The following is an 18,679-nucleotide window of genomic DNA, read 5'->3' as shown; positions in this document are numbered from 1 at the left end:
CAAATAAGCCTACCTGCAAAGTAGGCTAGCAAGATCCGTCCTCACTAGTTTTTAGTTATCAAACAATTGGTTATATATGTTCACGTTGTTAGTATTGCTTGCGTTCTCTCTAGACTTACGGAACTTACGAGACATTCCTAAGTCGTCCATTAACCTAATTAGACGTCCTTCAAAGTCAACCATTGAGACTTTCTCATTGACCGCATAATCCATAGACTTACCATTCTTGCGCCAGCTCTTAATTGTATTCATGAGAGCTAGGTCAATCTTAGAAATGTCTAGTGGATCTAAGTCCTCATAGTTATTCTTGTACCATTCCATCATGTCAGCATACCAGTCCTTCTCCTCTTGAGTAAGAGTTGCCAAGAAGTCTTTTGAGTACAACCCATGTATAGGCTGTCTCCCTTTAGCTAAGTTTTCTTTCATTTTATTTTTCCCCTCCTCTGTAGTTGCTCCTGTGCTTCTACCTCCGTGGACAATACAACGACCGTTCTTGTGAGATGGCGTCGTAGAACAAACTCGACCACTCCCAGTCACAGCTCCACAGATAGTCATTTCGGCTTTCAATACCTTCTTGATTTCTACCATCTCATCTGAATCCCTCAGGAGTTCACCACTACGTATCCTATCTCTGATATCGTTTATGTACTCTCTGAGTCCTGCTTTTAGTTTCCTTGGGTTAGCCATCTTACTTCCTCTTTTGACCTAAGCCTAGTGAGGTCACGTATTTGTCGTACTCTGCTTGTTCCTTGGGAGTCATCTTGCTAGGAGCTTTCTTTTTACCGATGCTAATGAGATAGTTATCATACTCTTCTTGATGTTTCTTATCGAGTTTGTCCTTCTTGCTCTTCTCATGCGTCGCCTTCTCTTCAGCTAATTTCTTCTCAGCCTTGTTTAACTTCTGAGCGAACTCCTCGAATCGTCTTTCCATTCTCAATTGCATATCTTTCATTTGTTGTTTTGCATTCATATTGTTTCCTCCTCGCTTGTATGCTTATTAGAAAGCCACTTGTTGTGTGTTGGCTGTTTGTCTGTTGTGTAGATCTCCGGTGGAGACAATTTACCAAGCTGGCTTCCTCCACCTGTGTAGTCTGGTTTCAGCGGTTACCAACTCAGCATCCATCTCTAGGGTGATGCTATATAGTCATCCTGCCTTGTGTTAACGATTTAGGTTGATCACTGATTGAGGTGTTAACTCGATGTCGTGTTTCTCAAAGACAGCCTTGATAGCTTCTTGGAGTTCTTTCTTGATAGCCTCAGCTTGTTCGTAAGCCTGCTTCTCGTCCTCATTGTTCATAGCTACGATGTCTTTCCAATCTTCTGAGCGAGGATCAAGTGAGTCCGTGTCTCCAACCCCATAGGCTTCTCCTAAGTTGATGCCTTCTTTGTTTGGCGTGTAGATACCTAGTACGTCTCCTAATTCGAGTCCAAACAGTTTGTTGAACTGAATAGTCGCGATACTATCTCGTCTAACTTTAACGTTATGCTTACGAGCTAGGTCACCTTGAGAGCGGAATGTTTCTCGAATAGCTAAGCGCTTCTTTTCAGCTACCTCTACTAGCGCTTCCTGTGTAGCCGCGATCTCCTTAGTTAAATCGTCTAGCTTGCTTGTAGCTTTCTTCTGTTGAGCTAGTGCTTGTTTGTCGTTCTCATCAATTACTAAACTAGCTTCCACTACAGTTAATGCTTGTTGGATTTTAGCCTGATTCGATTGTGCCTGAGCTAGTTGACCTTGTAGATCTGACTCTTGAGCTTGTACTTTTTCTAACTCCTTGTCTGCTGACTCCTGTGTCTTAACTTTACCGCCTGTTAGTAATCCTTTAAGTGTGTTCATCATATTCAATCATTCTCCTTTTGCCTCTGTGGGCTGTTTAGTTGGCGTCCTCGTTGGACAAGATGTGTAGCTATGTGTTACCATTAGAGTCGGGATATTCTAGACTCATTCTCTGAGAATGCCTACTGGGTCTACCTCTCGTAAGTACTCTGCTGTCTGTGCTAGTAAGCTCTCAACCTTGTAGGACATAATGTGTTTAACTGTTAGCTCGTCCTCAATGATTACCTCCGTAGGCGTGTCACTGATTGAGCCAGCCCACTCTAGGTTCTCCACAAAGTGGATACTCTTCTTTGGTTTGTCTAACTGTCTCATATCATTTCCAAAGTAGTAACTGTTAGTGTACTCTCCGCGCTTAATCTGTAAGTAACCTTTGTCGGCTAACTCCTGTACATGATTCTTAACAGTACGTAAAGAGAAACCTGTTAGCTTTGCCATATCAGTGTATGTGATAGATCCACCTACAGTGGCAATAAGCTTGATAGCCTCGAACGTAGTCTGTACGTTTTCCTTAACAGTCACACCCTCAAAGAACTCTTCTAACTCCTTAGCTTCCTTTCTAGATAACTTCTCGCCTTCCTCTGGAGCTTCTGTCTCAACTATGTACTCATTGTATTGCTCCTCAGTAGATAAACCCTTGTAGCCTTTCTCCTTGCGCCATCCTAAATAGTTCTCCCAAGTTTTGTCCATTAGATCACCTCCATGTGTTGTTGTTTTAATAGTGTGTACTCACATTCGTCTACCTCTCTACAGTCGATACTAACTAGGCTAGTAATACCTGAGTCATACAATCTCATGTAGGCTGCTATCAGGTTAGCCTTGTGCTTGTCTTGTTTGCCGTCTCTACAAGATGCAATATGGTTAGTTAGGAGCACTGTAGGTAATCCTTCAAAGCGCCATCTCACAGTGTAATGCAAATAAGCTTTCTTCATTTACTTCACCCCTAGTTTTCTGAAATGGTCCCTCATTCGCTCTTCTCTGTTAGCGTCTAGCTGCTTAGCTTTAATCTCCATTAGTTTGAAATCTACATCGCTGTTCTTCTTAGGGATAAACATCTTGAATACTTTTCTCATTAGTCATCCTCTCCTTGACTTATACTGTTAGCGCTGGCTCCTTGGTACCTTAACCCTTCATGACTTTAATGATCTTCTCTGGCTCGTCAATCTTAAGTGCTGTTGCTATTGAACTGATCGTCTCTAGTGTAGCTGACCCAGTAGCCTTAACTCGTGAGAGTGTCGATCTCGTTACACCTGACTCTTCAGCCAATAGAGTTAGCGTCTTATTATGTTGCTTACATAGGCTGTCTAAATCGACATAAAACATAATAGCCATTTCTCTTCCTCCTTCTCGTTAGTTATAAATCTATATTGTTATCGTTTAAGTGTATAAGCAGTTATACCGTGAGACTAAAAAGGAGCCAGCTCAGTAGTTAAACCAAGCTGGATATGATTGAGTCACCCAGAAGGATGACCAATGACCAATTTAGTTGAGGCTCCCCAGCCTCATTCTACACGGAGGAACTTGTGCATAGGAGGTGCAATGTAGTTCCTCGCTAGCTACCTCTAAAGGGGGAAAGAGATAACCACCAAGCAAATACACTCGTTTAATTGCTTCATATATATAGTAAGAAAACTGCAACTAGTTAAGCTCATATCTCATCTCAAAAGGTTAACTCCCCCTATTGAATTACGTTTCAAAAATAAGACACAAGATATATTTGTAAAGAACGAACAAAAGAGCTACCCTCCTCAGGTAACTCAACTTCCTTTTTCCACTGTTTGGCAATCGGCTTGCGAGAAAGCATTAGTAACTCGTAGATTCCGTCTTCCGTTATAAACCAGTATTCGTTGTTGCTTGTGAGTAGACCTAATTTTTGTTTAGGGCTGATTTTAACTTTTTCTTCTTCATCCACTGATTTCAACATCATAGTTAAATTCGTATGTCCAATCCACTCAGCAACATCCTTCGCTAGAAACAACGGCTCCTCCACAGTTCCATAAACTTTAAAGTTTCTTCCCAAAACTTCCTGCTCATAGTCGATCTCATAAGTCTTAACCTCGATAGCCGCATGTTCTTCGATATTTAACAACTGAGTACGGACTTCCTTGGCTACTTCCGAGTCACGTAGTAACATTCCTACTCGGAGGATTGCTCTCTTAGGGAAGAACCCATTACTCCTGTTTGAGAATGATACCTCAACATTATTTCTTAAGGTTACAACGTATTTTCCTTTTTGAGCTTCAATTTTCTTTAGTGACAATTTGTCACCATAGAGATTCGATGATTCTTTTCCAGTTAATGTATTGTATCCATCAGTTACTAATTCATCTCTATTTCTTTTTACAACCCATTTGATTGTATCTAGGCTTACACCATAGAAGTCCGCAACCTGTTGAGTAGTAGCCATTTCCAACTCGGGTAATAACAATAAATCTTTCACCTTCTCCAGAACTTCCACTCGTTCTACCAAGCTGTCACGCTCTATTTTGTTGTCGATTACCTCGATAGTTACTATTCTTGTATAACAATAAACTCCTTGCCCACTCCTCAGAAACCTTCCCGAAAGTTGTAACTTTTCTTGCACTCCGTACCTAATTTGGCTACCTCTAAATGAATGTATCCCTTGTACCACTAGGGTTAACCCCTATAGCCGGCTATCTCAAAGTAAGGCTATACGTGTGGGCTATAGAGACAGGTCTAGAGAGAAGTACCTAGAGAGGATTACTATATAGACAAAACTAATAGATTAACCTGTTAGTTAATTATTTAGATATTTAAAAGTCTACTAGAGGAGTATGTCTCTAGAGAATAATCTTTAAAGACTTGTCTATCTCATTACAGAGATGGAATATCTTTAAAGACTTACCTCTAGAGAAGTATTCTAAGAGATGCTGCCTCATATAGTTCTTTTGTTTTTAAATATTTAAATACCTAAAACCTAGAGAAGGATAATCTAATTAGAATACCTATAAGTAATTCTCTAGAGATTTAACTAATAGTCTGTCTCTGTATAGACTTTGTTTTAAATGATTTTAATAATTAAATACCTATAGAGCTGGGAACTAATTAGAATTACTTATAGTCTTTCTCTATAGACAGTCTCTTAGGTACTTCTCTTTAGTCTTTTATATCTTTTCTAAAGAGGTATATCCTAATTAGTTAATTCTCTAGAGTAGGTCTTTAAAGAATTGTCTAACTAGTAGTAAAGGTATGGCCTATTTGTACCCTCGAGACGGCAACCTCTAAGTATTTGACTATGAGTATTCGGCAGGTTAGACCGTCTCCATGGTATTTCGAGATAGGATTCTGTCACGTTGGCACTGAGGAGGTTGCAGTTTTCTTACTATATATATGAGCCAGTTAAGTTAGGCTTATTTTATTTACCCAAGTAGTTATACAAACAGATAACCAAGGAGAGATGACTAATGGACAAGATTAAAAACAAGCGTACTCTAGAAAGATTCAATCACTACAGAGACAGCAATGGAGTTACTTTAAGATTCCTAGCTAAACAACTTAGACTGCATCACAATACGATCTCTATGTGGAGAGCTAATAAGAAACACTTTGGGGATGAAACTTTGAGACGGATAGATGCTTGGTTGAATTCTAAAGAGAGGTAGCATACAGATACAGAGAAAGCCGACAACAAAATAGACTCATTCCCTTGTGAGAGTAAGACTCAAGGGCTTTTTCTGCTGAACTTCTCATACACCAAAAATGAGTTTGCTGAACGTTTCATACACCAAAATTAAACCTACAGGAGGAATCACGATGGAACAATATACTACAGATGAAAGAATGAATATGACTGGAAGAGAGTTGCTCAAGAGCGGTCATGTTATATACAAAAGAGAAGACGAGAAGGAACAAGAGGAGAAGCACTACGAAGGCAACACACAATTTGTATTTGTTAAAGAAGGGACTGATGAGGTGGACAAGCTATTAAGTTTAGAACAATCAGGAGTAATGATGTTTCTCTTAGGGTTTGCCAAGATGGGTAAGGACGGCGATCTCTATATAGAAGAAGGTGATAAAAAGAAAGCTGTCAAGTTAACATCTTCAGAGTTAGCCAAGTTACTAGGAAAGACTCCTCAGGCGACTAACAGATTGCTTGCAGAATTAGAGAAGCTTAGCTTAATAGACCGCACTAAGGAAGGAAAGAGCTTCGCTATCTCACTAGGTCAACAGTTCTTCCACATAGGAAAACTCAATGGAGAAAAGTCTTTCCTGACTAAGGTATACAAAGAGAAACTAATGGAGCTAGCTAAGAAGGTGACGTTCTCAGAGTTAGGATTGTTCTTTAAACTTATCAGCCACTTCCATTATGACTTGCATATCTTAGTGGACAACCCTCATGAGAAGTCAATTGATGAGCTGACTATCTGGAGTAGGAAACATATTGCCGACTCTGTAGGATGCTCGCAAGACTTTGCTAAGCGAGCTATCCCTAAGTTGCTTAAAGCTAACTTCCTTATGGAGATTACATCTGCCAAGAAGGTAATCATCTTGAATCCATTACTAGTGAGTAAGCAAAAGAAATCACCTAGCCTATACGAGATCGCTGAGGCTATCGAGACAGCAGCTTTTTCTAAGGCTAACTTTAAGAAATAACCCCTACCAAATAAACCTCGTGTTAACCCACACTAAACAAGACCTGCCTCTCAGGTCGAAGGAGACTACAATGACAAATGAATTATTCGAGTTATGGATGCCAGTTAAAGGATACGAAGGACTATACGAAGTAAGTGACCTCGGTAGAATCAAACGATTAGAACGATATGTAATCAATGAGTACGGTAACGAAGAGATCCTAGAGGAGCGCATCCTCAATCAGTACAACGGAGAATACAAGACGGTCTCCCTCTACAGAGACGGCAAACAAGACTGGATTAGCGTACACAGGATAGTCGCACAAGCCTTTATAGATAACCCTCATAGTAAACCTTGTGTGAACCATAGAGACTTAGACAAATGGAATAATGATGTAAGGAATCTAGAGTGGGTAACTCACAAGGAGAACACCCTACACTGGATGCAAGCAAGATCCTCTAAAATAATAGCTTCATAGGCTCACCCCTTGAGCCGACACTGATAAGCCGTCCTCTCTAAGAGGGTGGCTAAAACTTAAGAGGTAGTTAAACTAACTTTCTAAATCTAAGATGGTTGCCAAAAACAACTATCTAAAACCCAAGGAGGAATATCAATGAGACAATTAAACCTAAGCATGTTGCCTATCAATAGCGGAATTAGAGTGCAACTAGAACGAGCGTACCTAGGAGGATGCCAAATGGATATGTATACTAAGGAGACCGTACTCGAGGTGTTAGCTGAAATGAAGTATCTAGGTAAGCCGATCTCAAGTGTAAGCCTACAAAGAGACCGCCCTCAATTGTACACTGCTGCGGTAGAACACTTTGGGTCTGTAGAGATGGCGGTCTCACAGGTACCAACCGTAAAGTACAAGACTAAGAATTTAGCTGAGCAAGACAGAGAGCACAATAGGTATCTGCTTGGATTACACTAGGAGAGTTTACTCATTTGTGAGTGAGCCTTCTTTTTTGTATATAGAGGTAGCGGTCTCATCAGCAACAAACTAAACGACAACCCATACAGCACGAACCCATTTAGGCATAACTGTGTAGCGCTCTCCTCAGTATTCAATAGTTGAGCACGAACCTTTCTGGCAACTTTAGAGTCACGTAATAGCATTCCAATTCGGAGGATAGCTCTTTTAGGAAATAACCTGATCTCGTGGCTAGAGTATGTATACTTCTTTCCATTTCTCGATTTTACCGTATATGATCCTCTTCTTTTCTTTTCTTGAAAGAAGAAGCTTATTTTGTTTCCCGTCATGAGCGTGTACCCATCTGAAACAAGTTCATCCTCGTGAGATTTAAGTAGATTAGTTATCTCTTTATCTGATACATCGTAAAAATCTGCGACCTGTTGAAGAGTAGCCATTTCCAACTCAGGTGGCAACAATAATTCTTTTACTTTGCTAAGTACCTCCACTTTGTCAACTAAACTATCGCGCTTATCTTTCGGGCTGATTACCTCATTAGTTATTTTTAAGTCACTCATGAATATCCCCCTTTTGTTTATTTTAATTATATGTCATCCTCATCAACATCATACTAGCAGCCATCCCATAGAGAACGCATCCATTTAAGTACAACTGCATAGCATCCTTTCCCCTATCCTTCTTTCTAGTAAACCACCACTCTCTCATGATACTAAACTCATCTTTAGTAGAGTTCGTTCTCTCAAAGAACTGTTGCAACCCTCTATCTGTCAACACTCGTAGCTTGTAACCAGAAGGCGTCTGTATGGTTCCCTGCTCTGTGTCGTCTACCTTGGCTAGCAGATCAGTCATACTCCTATAACCTATCGTACTCATGAGAACGTCCTTAGCTACATACCAATCCTCGTGAGTACGGATACTGCCTAGCGGTGACTCTATGGTCGTGAACATACTATCCCCTCCTCTATGGTTATTATTATAGGTGAGGACTGGGGAGGTAGCCAATAGTAATTCTATATATTGCATATAAGTAATACTGGGGTATGACTAGTGAGGAAGCTGTCTCTGTAGATGAAGATGAAAAGGGTCTGTACAATGTAAATACCCTTGGAGAAAAACAAAATGCTTGGTTCCTCACTGAAGACGGAGTCTACGAAGTACTAATGACATCTCGTAAGCCGATTGCCAAACAGTACCCGTCTCGTCAGTATATGACTATAGAGAGATATTCTCCCTCAAGCGCCAGCTCATTAGCCTTCTTCTTTAAGGAGGAGGCTAACAGTCAATGTATTTAAATATTTAAAAGTCTAATATAGGAGACGTCTATCTTGTAGATCTCTGTAGGCTGTCTGGTGAGTAGGTCAATGTTGGAGATTCTAAAAATTTTATTCTGGTGAGATGGGAATCTATGTAGGCTTTTCTCATGGGTAGGCTCGATATTGGGAGATGCTGAATAGTTTTACTGGTGAGGTGGTGACTAGATGGGTGCTGGCTCTAGAGGTAAATACTAGGGGGTCGATTTTCCTATATGATTTCTCCTACATAAGTTTAGGTGCGTACGCACACATCCCCCTGCACCTCCTAAAAGGTGGGGTACCCTTGGAGGTGATGGCTGGTGAGGACGGTGGCTACTGAGCTGGCTGTCTCATGGCACTGCTCCCTAGTCCACACACTGTAGACGCACACTTAGACACACCAAGTAGGCTCATACAGAGGAGGCAAGGCACTAGTAATACAAACAAATATAAGCTTCCCTCTTAGTCACACTACAAAGCAATGTATGCCGTCTCATGTGCAGCCTAGTAGGCATAACACTGTGGCCACACACATAGGTTATACACTGGTGAGGTAGCAGCACTGTAGGTATACACCGAGGAGGCAAGGCTAACAGGTAGCCTGTATGTACCCAGCTCATAGGAGCCTCTCCGTATGTAGCTCTCCTCTCTTGCTGTCTCATGTGCTTTCACTTTCGGCTTAGTACTTTCGGAGGGGTGTGTCCAGTGAGGTGGTCAGTGCGTGAGCGTACTTTCATGGTAGTAGATCGTAGTGATAGTGGACTGCATAGGACAGTGCTTTACTTTCATTGGTTGATTCAAGATTATTAGGAGTTGGCATCTATTGAGGTTCGCCCTCTGTAGCTACACTGGAGAGAAGATGATACTACTTATAGCTACCGTCTCATACAGGTCAATCTGAAGTGTTTAACAGGTATGTCTGTATGAGTACCACTGTAAGTTGTACTGGTGAAGTAAGCTAGGTGGATCTACCCTAAGAGTTCGGCTACCGTTACTATACGTTCAGCAAGGCTAAGAGCTCATACAGAGGCGCACCCCTATACATAGTAGTCGTTAAGCATCCCCTCCCTGTAGGTATGCACAGAGGCAGGCTCATGAGTTCACTCTGTAGAGTTCAGCTACCTCGCTTTCATATAGTTGTAACACAGATAGTTACTACCCATAAGACTGATTATGTCAACTACAGGTACAGCTCCGTAGATATACTCTAGGGTATCTGCCCCCTTGGTACATCTACACTGATCGTACTTTCACTAGTCCTTTGAATAAATTACTGTATGAGGTGGCGGTCTCCACAGGTATTCACCTAGTGTATATCTACTCAGTCGTATTCACCGCAAGGTGGCGCTAACTAGCATGGATATAGGGTTTCTGTCTCTGTTGGTTATGCACTTCCTTATGGGTTCCACCTCTGTAGTTGTACTCTGTGGGTAGTTGCGAGGAGGTATACTCTGGAGGGGTACTTGTAGACTGACTCAAGGGCGATTACTTTCAAGGTCATATGACCTTATAGTTCCTAAATTGGATATCCCAACAGGCACCGCATCGAGGTGGGGGTTTTGCTATTTAGTATCACCTGACAGTTACTTTAATTGGTTAGAGATTGCACCTCGCTTACTTCTTTTTAGGTACAGCACTCCACAGGAAGAACCAACTCCCTATAGCTACAAATAACAAAGCCACTGTTCCAGCAAACCACTTGCTCATCACTACCTCCATAGTATCCGTTAGTTTCCTACCTCCCAATTGCTACTCTATAAGTTGTTCTCTTGTAGGTACCCACATGAGACACCCTAAATCGTATATTCGTTCCAGTTAATTTATTTTCAACATATAGAGTTTGGTATTTCTTATTAAAGTTAGCTACAAAGTTCCTTGCATCAGCACCTATGAGAACGACTCTATCATCACCGATATAAAACTCAATAGCAGCCTGATCTAGATTATCGGGCCCTTTAACCCACTTCTCAAACCACTTAAACATTTTATATTCCTCCTCTTAGTTTTCATAAATAGTTATTCTATTTATTCCCAATTCCCCCCTATCCATACCACCTGAGATGGCACCTATTTTAATCTCCTAATTTTGTCGAATACTAGCTCACAAGTTTTGTCTGAATAGTACACCTTGTTAGTATGCTGTCTCAGTGAATCTATAAGTTAATAATCATTTACAATATCTCTCTTGAGAACGTTAACTTAAAAGCTAAAACTGTGGAGGTCGCAGCAAAAGAGATTGACTACATAATCCAGCTCTCTTGTTACAGTTCATACACGAGCTAGGTAAATCCATTAGTTCAGCTTTCTTCCCTACCTCACAAGTGTCCGCTGAATAATTTACCTCTGATAGTTATTGACTCACAAGTCTGTAACCTCTATAATTTTCCTAAACGAATAACTAAAAGAGTGGTCACTCATAGATAAAACCTCATCAGGCATCGCATCCGCCTCTACTTCCGCTGAAAATTCATTATCCGCTATGGTAGTTGGTGTATGTACACACCCGAATTATCGTGGAAATGGCTACGCTTCACTCATATTACAAAAAATGATTCAAGACTTTACGAAAGAAGGCCGAACACTTTGTTTATTTTATAACAATCCAGCTGCTGGACGAATTTATAAACGACTAGGATTTAAAGACATTGGAATGTGGACGATGTATCGATAATAAGAAGTACTCTATAAGAGGAAATAGTTGTAACTTAGCAATAAAAGCCGATTACACAAAAACTTCACACCGTTATTATGAAGAAACTACTTGAGGAGCGAGGACTCTAACTAAAAAATGGTATGCATTCAAACTAAATTTAGACAGATAAAGTGAAACTTTAATCAGTGGGGGGTTTTCTCCATCCCCCACTGATTATTAGTTGAACCAATCGGACTTTTATGGGCAGTTGATCCCCCACCTAACTTCTTTGCTTTCGCTGCATTTTGAGGTGGGGGTCTTACTGCCCATTAAAGCGGGATAAACGCCCCAGTTGCATCTACTCCAGCAACTGGGGCTACATATTTATACTCAATTTCTTTCCACTACAAATAGAAATATTTATGAAACATTTATCACACTTATGTCGCTATTATCTTTCCGTACAAATGCCCTTCTAAGTATTACTGCGTCTCATTATACTTTGCTTTAAAATCAATATATTCCTGTTTCGCATCTTGGTTATTACCTTGGTGACTATCAAAAGATGTGTGTATTTGTGATATATATTCTACTAACTTACCTTCATCATTTCGCTTTTTATAATTTATTACAATACTTACCTCCAATATCTGCTCTGAACCATTTTTTGAATCAATATGCAATGCGATTGATCCACCATCATATTCATCATATTGTATTTTCAACTTATCATTAATGATACTCTGAAACTCTAATTCAGTTAGTTTGTATCCAACAGTACTAGGCTGATCAAACTTTTTTATATCATCTCCGGGCTTCATCTTTAGTTTCCCTATTCCTTTTAAACGATCAACAATTAAGTTTACGTATGAAACATCCAAATTTGAATCCGGACTTTTCACCTGTCCATTTTTATACATAATATTGGTACGATAAACACCTTCTTTTTTATTATCTTTGCTGTCTACTGCTGAAGTAACCGCTTGTGTTGTACTTCCATATAAACTTTTATCTTTCGTATTATATATCCCTTCCGAAGTTTGATAGATTGTTTTTCTATGCTCTCCATCTTCCTTTTGTTCATATGTACTATATATACCTCTTTGTTTCACATACGCATATCCATCATCACTCGCAGACATAACCTTTCTCATGTCACCTTCATCCAATGCCTTAACAAATGGCTCATACTCTATCTTTTCTTCAAAAAAACTACATGCTTGTAGTAGGCTGATTGCTATTATGATCGGAATTATTTTAGAAACACTTTTTTTGTTCATTTCATCATCACACTACCCACTCTACATTTTCGATCAGATAACCTCCTAATCACTTTAATCACCTTACATAATTAAATTTTCTTTTAGAAGTGAAAATACTCTCCTGTAAATAATTACTTTTCTATCATCAAAACGTACAATACGCACTTTTTTTATGCCTTACGTTTCGATTTACCTTTTTTATTTTTCTTTCGATATCTTGGAGTCTCTCTTTTATGTTGCTCCCACGTTTTATTAAATGATGGAAATTTAAATCTGCAATATGCTAATAGTTGAAATTCAGCTGCTCCTATGGCTATCGTATACATTAAAACAGTTCCTATTACATATCCAATAAAAGTATCAAACGCATAATCATTATGAAAATAAATCAAAATAAGAATGATTAATGCGTATATTGAAGCAACTTTCATCATAGTTCCTTTTGTTTTACTAAAAAAGGATACGGATCTTTCATCCATACTAAACGCACCTTCACTTGCCAATTTAAATGTATCTATTGTTGTTACAATATGAAAAATTACTGCTCCTAAATATAGCAAACATACATAATTCAACGTAATACGATCCATTGAATTATTAGCTATTTCAGAAACAACTAAAACTGTAAGTAATATAGTAGCCATTTGAAGTGCGTATAATAATACGACAAGTGTTTGTAGCTTTTGAAATTTAAATTGAGCTTTTGGAAATAAATATAAAATGAAAAAAATTACTTGCAGAGCATATAACAACACTTCCAGCTTAACAATTCCTATATTAAGGAGAACCATACAGTAATCCCAATCACCTGATACAATAATAGAAAAGACGGCTATTGAACTATAAAGTATTCCTCCAAACATAAATCCTGTAGCACCCTCAGGACTTAAACGATCATTACATGTCATCCTAAACTTATCTAAATCTTCTTCTTTTATATTCCACATCCTGACTTTTCACCTTCTATACAGTTTAAATAATTTTCATTCACTAAAATCCCATTACATTCCTAACTTTTTAAGTACATTCATCTTTGTGTAACTATATTCAGATAATATTATCTCTATATTAATTACCGTACATAATCAGAATACTTTTGATAGTTCAAATAGCCTTCTTTCTCCTCAAAAGCTCTAAATATTCTTCTCTCTTTCACTTAACCATATCCCTCATACTCTATTTTTGTTTCTCTGAAATTGCACTCACTTAGTAAAAACGTTACTGTCATCACAATTGTATCGAGATAATATAGCTTTAATTTTATCTTCAGAAAGGTGATAACCTCCCATCAACAATATGCTAGGAGGTTATTACAGTTATTTAAAATTTGTTTTTTATTTTAATGGATTCGATTTTTGCAAATAATAATGTTATTTAATTTGAGCAGCGAATATTAAAAACATACTGCTTAATAACTCGTAATTAAGTCTTCCCCCTCATATCTAGGGTCTTTCTCAACTTTACCATCTTTTGTTTTGATGACTTTTAGTCTACCTAACCACTCTGCTCCGTTATATGTCTCTTCACTTACCCATACATTATGCTTTTTACCATCTACCTCAACTACTAATGTGGGGTGTGTAAACATGAATTCCTTCTCTACATGCCTACCTACAATTTCTGCATGTAATGATGTACCTTCTTCAACTAATTTACTATTTTGATACCCTTCGATAATAGGTAATCCAATAAATACAAAGAGTATCAGTCCAAATACGATTACTTTCTTCTTTGTACTCCATTTATTCTTTTCTTTCAATTCCTTCTGTCTCGCTTCTCTTTCTTCGCGTTCATCCAAACTCTCATTTAAAGCATCTTCCCATGCCTTAATTTCCGCTTCGATTTCTGCTTCAGCTCTTGCTAGTTGTTCTAGTTGTTCATCGGTTGCTACCATCTCATATGAGTTGTCTCCAACCAAACGAATTTCAGCACCATTTTCTTTTACTTTTCGCAAGTCTTTTTCTGTACAATTAAACTCTCGAATGATTTCCCCTTGTGTGTTTACCAGTCTAACGTAAATGTTTTTTTTCTCCTTCTTCTTAAACATCTGAACTCCCCCTTATTTGTTTCCTATCATAGATAACCCTATTGCAATAAGATAAAGAAAACGATAATAAGGAAAGTCTTCCCTTTGCTTACTTGTGTTGTAGAACCTTCCAAGACAGCCCATATAAAAATTTGGAAAAGAAGAATACCTAGGAGAATATCAATTAACTTGTTGCTACTCTTCTTTAGTGGTTTTTCTTCTACTATCGGTTTTATCTGAACAGCTTCTTTTCTTATTTGTTTCGGTTTCTTTTTCTTCCATCTATGATTCACCCAACATACTCCTTTTAGAATAACTTTTTCCTAACTATAAAAATACCGAAATATCCCCATTTTCCATTTTATAAACCTGTCCAGGTATTACAAAATCTGTGGCTTTAATGGCGCCATCCAAAGGACCATATTCATTTATAAGACTGCGGCAATTCTTCATATTGGTCCCGTATACGTACTTAACCACATCCTTATTTAAAACAGGCGCAGGATTTAAAGCTAATACGTTTATATTATCTTCTTTCCTTTATTACCCGCCTTGACTTTTTCATAAAATTTTTCTGCTTGACTATACTGAAATTCCGCTAATGACCCCAATATAGGTGAATTAGTTAAATTATGCAGCCAAATTGCTCCATCGGTTGCTAAATAGCCTATTTGGCTCGGTTGGTTTCCAACGTATACAATGAAAATTTCATGCGTGTTTCTATCCTCTAAAGCATATGCCCCAAATCCAGTTACTGAATGAATATCATCAGAAACTATAAGATTAGCATTAAAGTTGTCTTGTAATTTCTATTTATTTATTCATTTATTTATTATTGGATCAGAATTATTATATTTTTTCTTGTGCATTATAATCATAAATATCTCTTGCCGATAATCTTAATTTTCCTACATCACTACTTAATTTATAATCTTCCTCGTTCGCCATATTCTCCCCCTTATATATATTAATGGCTTTCTTTAAATTTCTTTTCATATTGTAAATAATCTTTTTTTGATTTCCGATTATTTTCTTCTTTATTACGTAAATATGTTGTTATTTCTTGATCATGCCTAATCATATTATTTTCTTCATTTCTTTGTTTATAGCCTATCGAAATTGTTATCTCTGTTATTTCCATCGGATTTTCCTTTGTATCCTTAGCAGAATTAAATTCAATTAGTAGTGTTGCATAACTAAACTTCTCATACTTTAATTCTAAATTCCCATTAAATATCTCTTTAAATTGAATTTCTGATAAATTATAGCTTATCGTAGCTGGTTGGCTGAAGCTTTTTTTATTCACATTTGGTTTCAATTCTTTTATTCCTTGCACTCTATTAAGCATTAATTTTATATTAGACATATCTTTCCCTCGATTTGAAGCTTCTAGCTGTCCATTTTCGTATCTTATATCTGACTTGAATACAACTTCTTCTTTATATTGTGGGTTGTCACTATGTTTTTCATCCTCAACTGGAGTATTGACTTTCTTTTGTGCCTCACCAAAAAGAATATTATCTTTAATACTATAAATACCTTGCGTTGTTTGATAAACTACTCCTATTTGCTTATTATTATCCTCAATAAAAGTGCTATCCCTAACCTCTTCTTTCACATACACATACCCTTCATCACTCGCAGACATAACCGTCTTCATATCACCTTCATCCAATGCCTTTACTAATCTCTCATACTCTATCTTCGTCTCCCCAAAACCACATCCACTTAATAAATTTGCTACTATTGACAGAACTATTATCATCTTAGCTTTCTTCTTTAACTTCATACTGACACCCTTATTCAATCAAAATAAGCTTTCCTCTTTCCATTTTTGGAAGAGGAAAGCTTATTTCCTTTTAAATTTCTTTTTTTCCCTTTATTTCTAACTCTTGTGCTTGTTGTTGCTTTTTATTTTTTTCAATTACTTTTTCAACAAACTCATTTCGCCACATTTTAAACTTAGCTGCGAATTGACCTTCAATTTTATTTCGATACCCTTCAAATTTAACCTCTGCAATATCCGTGTGGTTAAATAATTTATACGTTTCTTCGGTTAAACCCACTGGATGCAACACTCCACCATAATCATAGAATGTGTTTTCATCAAGTAATAAACCTCTCGTAGTGATTACATACTCCACATCTTCCTCTTCTTTAAGACCCAATCTTACAACACTGCCTAAAGGTAATACTTTATCCATATAGTCTTTCATATTAATTCACTGTCCCTTTTAGTACGCTAATTTTCTCTTCTATTTTTTGTCTTTTTTTCTCTAATTGACGGATACGATCAATAAATGCCTCACGTGTTTTTCCTTGTAATGTGCTATCAATACTACTCTCTAACCTTCTAATATCCCCCGTTAAAGATGCAGCTGCTTTTTCCAATTGCACTACAACGTTTATAATTTGTTCTCGTCCACCACTAGCTGGAAATGTACTATGAACTCTTGACATTATTGTATGTAAATCCACCTTCATTCCCCTCTCTTTTAAATTTATAAACTTGGAGTTTTAATAATATGAAACTGCTCCTAATTCTTCGTCTTTTGCAAACATAGAAAATACCGCTTCTGAAACATCGTCGTTTAATTGCTTTAAATCTTTTGATAACTCCTTCACATCTTTAGCAATTTCACCTAATAAAGAACGGTTTATCCCCCTGCTGTTGTCATTCATAAAAAGATTTAACAATGAGTGACGATGACTTAATATATGTTCAGATACAATTGCAGCTACATTTGTATCAACTACAAAATCTCCTTTAAACAAATCTAGTAAATCTTGCACGTAAGAAGCTGCAACTTCTTTTGCAATTTCTAAAATTTCACTTGTAGCTAAATATACTACAACACTTCCAGCTAAAAAATTTATAGCAGTATTAAATACAGACTCTAATACTTCTAAAACTTTTTCCTTACATTTCGCTAAAGTTGTTTCAATCCATTCTACAGCGATATCTATCGCTCCTTTTATTTCAACTGTAGCCATTATACTAAATTGGATTGCTTCTGCTGTAATTTGAGATTTTAGCCCTTCATACTTTGTATTTAATCTTGAAAAACCTTCTTGAACTTTATCTTTTAGCTTTTCAAGCTCCTTGCTACCTTGTACAATGTCCGAGTAACCTAATATTCCGTTTATAATAGTAGAAATTGGCGTTGCACTTAATATCAAATTAAGTGTAACTCCAGCTATCTTTTCTTCATGTATAGAAACTTTTCTATGAAATACATCATGTATAGTTCCTGTGTAAATAGCCCCAGCAGATTGAGCAAATTCCAGAAACCCCGGGATAGCATCCCACCCCGTGTCATTATCACTTGTTAGTTTATCAATCCATATTAGATGTCCATTCTCATCATAATCCTTCTCTGTAAAAGCATATGAGTGTCCTGCTTGATTCGGAATTTTATACATTCTTCCTGGAAGTGTGAAGTCTGCTGCCTTTATCCCAATATGTAGAGGATCATTCTGATTAATGATATTCCGAACATTTTTCATATCAAACCCATTACCGAATTTATCTACATCTCGATTTAAAACTGGAGCTGGATTTAGTGTTAAAACATCAATATCGTCTTTTTGATGCCTTAATGCTACTGTATTTGCAATACCTCCGCCCAAAGAATGTCCTGTTATACTAATAGTTTTACCATTAGCATATTGTTTCATTTTTTCATAAAATGCCTCTCCTTGGTCATATTGTTTTACTTTTAATTCATGTTCCCAATTACTAAATGCTAATTTATTTGCATTTGTTAAATTGTGAACACCTATCTCTGCATCTACTACTACATCACTATTGTTGTCTTTTCCAGGTTCCGTCCCAACATATGAAATAATAACTTCTCCTGTTTTATTATCTTTAAATGCGTAAGCAGCAAATCCGGTGTCTTTATCTTCTGCTGAATCTATTAGTCTTGCATTAAATTTTTTTCTAAGAGATCTTCGTTTTTCTCTTCGGCATCCTCCCCAATATTATTATACGGTTCTTTGCCATCTCTAAAATTATATATATCTTGCCCAGCGAGCTCTAACTTTCCCATATCAGAGTTTATTCTTAAATCCTCTTTTTTTTCCACACCTTTCTTCAAAAAAATCAG

18 protein-coding genes and 4 pseudogenes are annotated in these 18,679 nt (G+C 37.5%); 4 read left to right on the top strand and 18 right to left on the bottom strand.

What is annotated here, in order from left to right; translation table 11 throughout:
* Nucleotides 1-51: 51 nt before the first annotated feature.
* The 6 genes from NZ044_RS10520 to NZ044_RS10495 form a co-directional block, all read right to left on the bottom strand.
* On the bottom strand, nt 52-555 hold the full coding sequence (locus NZ044_RS10520) for an HGGxSTG domain-containing protein (protein WP_245002875.1): 504 nt from the start codon (nt 553-555) through the stop codon (nt 52-54).
* 133 nt (nt 556-688) lie between these two features.
* The gene (locus tag NZ044_RS10515) at nt 689-970 is read right to left on the bottom strand and encodes a hypothetical protein (protein ID WP_144560621.1); all 282 of its coding nucleotides are present in this window, start codon (nt 968-970) and stop codon (nt 689-691) included.
* Nucleotides 971-1,159: 189 nt separating this feature from the next.
* Nucleotides 1,160-1,837, bottom strand: coding sequence for a hypothetical protein (locus NZ044_RS10510; RefSeq protein WP_144560620.1), 678 nt, complete (start codon nt 1,835-1,837; stop codon nt 1,160-1,162).
* 102 nt (nt 1,838-1,939) lie between these two features.
* Entirely contained in the window at nt 1,940-2,521 is a 582-nt protein-coding gene (locus tag NZ044_RS10505) for a winged helix-turn-helix transcriptional regulator (RefSeq protein WP_144560619.1), read from the bottom strand.
* 432 nt (nt 2,522-2,953) lie between these two features.
* Nucleotides 2,954-3,163: a helix-turn-helix domain-containing protein gene (locus NZ044_RS10500; protein ID WP_144560617.1), complete on the bottom strand. Its 210-nt coding sequence runs from the start codon at nt 3,161-3,163 to the stop codon at nt 2,954-2,956.
* A 361-nt stretch (nt 3,164-3,524) separates the two neighbouring features.
* On the bottom strand, nt 3,525-4,463 hold the full coding sequence (locus tag NZ044_RS10495; protein ID WP_340949723.1) for a BRO family protein: 939 nt from the start codon (nt 4,461-4,463) through the stop codon (nt 3,525-3,527).
* A 1,142-nt stretch (nt 4,464-5,605) separates the two neighbouring features.
* On the opposite strand from NZ044_RS10495, the gene NZ044_RS10490 reads away from it, so the two are divergent.
* Both NZ044_RS10490 and NZ044_RS10485 read left to right on the top strand, forming a co-directional pair.
* A complete protein-coding gene (locus NZ044_RS10490) occupies nt 5,606-6,445 on the top strand; it encodes a hypothetical protein (RefSeq protein WP_144560616.1) in 840 nt (279 codons plus the stop codon).
* Nucleotides 6,446-6,515: 70 nt separating this feature from the next.
* The gene (locus NZ044_RS10485) at nt 6,516-6,902 is read left to right on the top strand and encodes an NUMOD4 domain-containing protein (RefSeq protein ID WP_144560615.1); all 387 of its coding nucleotides are present in this window, start codon (nt 6,516-6,518) and stop codon (nt 6,900-6,902) included.
* Nucleotides 6,903-7,354: 452 nt separating this feature from the next.
* Here NZ044_RS10485 and NZ044_RS10480 read toward each other — a convergent pair whose 3' ends face one another.
* A complete protein-coding gene (locus NZ044_RS10480) occupies nt 7,355-7,915 on the bottom strand; it encodes a hypothetical protein (RefSeq protein ID WP_144560613.1) in 561 nt (186 codons plus the stop codon).
* A 22-nt stretch (nt 7,916-7,937) separates the two neighbouring features.
* Complete coding sequence (locus NZ044_RS10475) at nt 7,938-8,306, bottom strand: hypothetical protein (protein WP_144560612.1); 369 nt, start codon at nt 8,304-8,306, stop codon at nt 7,938-7,940.
* 92 nt (nt 8,307-8,398) lie between these two features.
* On the opposite strand from NZ044_RS10475, the gene NZ044_RS10470 reads away from it, so the two are divergent.
* Nucleotides 8,399-8,650, top strand: coding sequence for a BRO-N domain-containing protein (locus NZ044_RS10470; RefSeq protein WP_340949721.1), 252 nt, complete (start codon nt 8,399-8,401; stop codon nt 8,648-8,650).
* A 1,735-nt stretch (nt 8,651-10,385) separates the two neighbouring features.
* Here the strand turns inward: NZ044_RS10470 and NZ044_RS10465 are convergent.
* Nucleotides 10,386-10,634, bottom strand: coding sequence for a polyprotein (locus tag NZ044_RS10465; RefSeq protein ID WP_098772246.1), 249 nt, complete (start codon nt 10,632-10,634; stop codon nt 10,386-10,388).
* 447 nt (nt 10,635-11,081) lie between these two features.
* Between NZ044_RS10465 and NZ044_RS10460 the strand changes: the two are divergent.
* Nucleotides 11,082-11,321 (top strand): annotated as a pseudogene (locus NZ044_RS10460) (GNAT family N-acetyltransferase); the annotation flags it as partial.
* Nucleotides 11,322-11,764: 443 nt separating this feature from the next.
* Here the strand turns inward: NZ044_RS10460 and NZ044_RS10455 are convergent.
* The 9 genes and pseudogenes from NZ044_RS10455 to NZ044_RS10415 all read right to left on the bottom strand — a co-directional run bounded on the left by NZ044_RS10455 (nt 11,765) and on the right by NZ044_RS10415 (nt 18,670).
* A complete protein-coding gene (locus NZ044_RS10455; protein ID WP_098505709.1) occupies nt 11,765-12,562 on the bottom strand; it encodes a DUF3952 domain-containing protein in 798 nt (265 codons plus the stop codon).
* 152 nt (nt 12,563-12,714) lie between these two features.
* Nucleotides 12,715-13,491 carry a hypothetical protein gene (locus NZ044_RS10450; protein ID WP_000267127.1) on the bottom strand — a complete coding sequence of 259 codons (777 nt, stop codon included), beginning with the start codon at nt 13,489-13,491 and terminating at the stop codon, nt 12,715-12,717.
* Nucleotides 13,492-13,952: 461 nt separating this feature from the next.
* Nucleotides 13,953-14,591, bottom strand: a complete 639-nt coding sequence (locus NZ044_RS10445) for a hypothetical protein (protein WP_000473563.1) — start codon at nt 14,589-14,591, stop codon at nt 13,953-13,955.
* A gap of 12 nt (nt 14,592-14,603) precedes the next feature.
* Nucleotides 14,604-14,863: pseudogene (locus tag NZ044_RS10440) on the bottom strand (hypothetical protein).
* A 37-nt stretch (nt 14,864-14,900) separates the two neighbouring features.
* Nucleotides 14,901-15,518: pseudogene (locus tag NZ044_RS10435) on the bottom strand (lipase); the annotation flags it as partial.
* Nucleotides 15,519-15,537: 19 nt separating this feature from the next.
* Complete coding sequence (locus NZ044_RS10430) at nt 15,538-16,359, bottom strand: DUF3952 domain-containing protein (protein WP_118961975.1); 822 nt, start codon at nt 16,357-16,359, stop codon at nt 15,538-15,540.
* Nucleotides 16,360-16,429: 70 nt separating this feature from the next.
* The gene (locus NZ044_RS10425) at nt 16,430-16,786 is read right to left on the bottom strand and encodes a DUF4176 domain-containing protein (protein WP_000656384.1); all 357 of its coding nucleotides are present in this window, start codon (nt 16,784-16,786) and stop codon (nt 16,430-16,432) included.
* Between the two features lies 1 nt (nt 16,787).
* Entirely contained in the window at nt 16,788-17,048 is a 261-nt protein-coding gene (locus tag NZ044_RS10420) for a hypothetical protein (protein WP_000363098.1), read from the bottom strand.
* 39 nt (nt 17,049-17,087) lie between these two features.
* A pseudogene (locus NZ044_RS10415) lies at nt 17,088-18,670 on the bottom strand (lipase family protein).
* Between the last annotated feature and the right edge of the window lie 9 nt (nt 18,671-18,679).

Origin of the sequence: Bacillus sp. FSL K6-1338, from assembly GCF_038006965.1 — a bacterium.
Classification (GTDB): Bacteria; Bacillota; Bacilli; order Bacillales; family Bacillaceae_G; genus Bacillus_A; species Bacillus_A thuringiensis_S.
The sequence above is the reverse complement of the archived record's forward strand: the minus strand, read 5'-3'. Positions and strand labels throughout refer to the sequence as shown.

Excerpts from the sequence above, each read along its gene's own strand:
- NZ044_RS10515 (WP_144560621.1), bottom strand. The coding sequence starts at position 970 with ATGAATGCAAAACAACAAATGAAAGATATGCAATTGAGAATGGAAAGA.
- NZ044_RS10500 (WP_144560617.1), bottom strand. The coding sequence starts at position 3,163 with ATGGCTATTATGTTTTATGTCGATTTAGACAGCCTATGTAAGCAACAT.
- NZ044_RS10455 (WP_098505709.1), bottom strand. The coding sequence starts at position 12,562 with ATGAACAAAAAAAGTGTTTCTAAAATAATTCCGATCATAATAGCAATC.
- NZ044_RS10485 (WP_144560615.1), top strand. The coding sequence starts at position 6,516 with ATGACAAATGAATTATTCGAGTTATGGATGCCAGTTAAAGGATACGAA.
- NZ044_RS10450 (WP_000267127.1), bottom strand. The coding sequence starts at position 13,491 with ATGTGGAATATAAAAGAAGAAGATTTAGATAAGTTTAGGATGACATGT.
- NZ044_RS10470 (WP_340949721.1), top strand. The coding sequence starts at position 8,399 with ATGACTAGTGAGGAAGCTGTCTCTGTAGATGAAGATGAAAAGGGTCTG.
- NZ044_RS10430 (WP_118961975.1), bottom strand. The coding sequence starts at position 16,359 with ATGAAGTTAAAGAAGAAAGCTAAGATGATAATAGTTCTGTCAATAGTA.
- NZ044_RS10510 (WP_144560620.1), bottom strand. The coding sequence starts at position 1,837 with ATGATGAACACACTTAAAGGATTACTAACAGGCGGTAAAGTTAAGACA.
- NZ044_RS10520 (WP_245002875.1), bottom strand. The coding sequence starts at position 555 with ATGACTATCTGTGGAGCTGTGACTGGGAGTGGTCGAGTTTGTTCTACG.
- NZ044_RS10445 (WP_000473563.1), bottom strand. The coding sequence starts at position 14,591 with ATGTTTAAGAAGAAGGAGAAAAAAAACATTTACGTTAGACTGGTAAAC.
- NZ044_RS10490 (WP_144560616.1), top strand. The coding sequence starts at position 5,606 with ATGGAACAATATACTACAGATGAAAGAATGAATATGACTGGAAGAGAG.
- NZ044_RS10475 (WP_144560612.1), bottom strand. The coding sequence starts at position 8,306 with ATGTTCACGACCATAGAGTCACCGCTAGGCAGTATCCGTACTCACGAG.
- NZ044_RS10425 (WP_000656384.1), bottom strand. The coding sequence starts at position 16,786 with ATGAAAGACTATATGGATAAAGTATTACCTTTAGGCAGTGTTGTAAGA.
- NZ044_RS10505 (WP_144560619.1), bottom strand. The coding sequence starts at position 2,521 with ATGGACAAAACTTGGGAGAACTATTTAGGATGGCGCAAGGAGAAAGGC.
- NZ044_RS10465 (WP_098772246.1), bottom strand. The coding sequence starts at position 10,634 with ATGTTTAAGTGGTTTGAGAAGTGGGTTAAAGGGCCCGATAATCTAGAT.
- NZ044_RS10480 (WP_144560613.1), bottom strand. The coding sequence starts at position 7,915 with ATGAGTGACTTAAAAATAACTAATGAGGTAATCAGCCCGAAAGATAAG.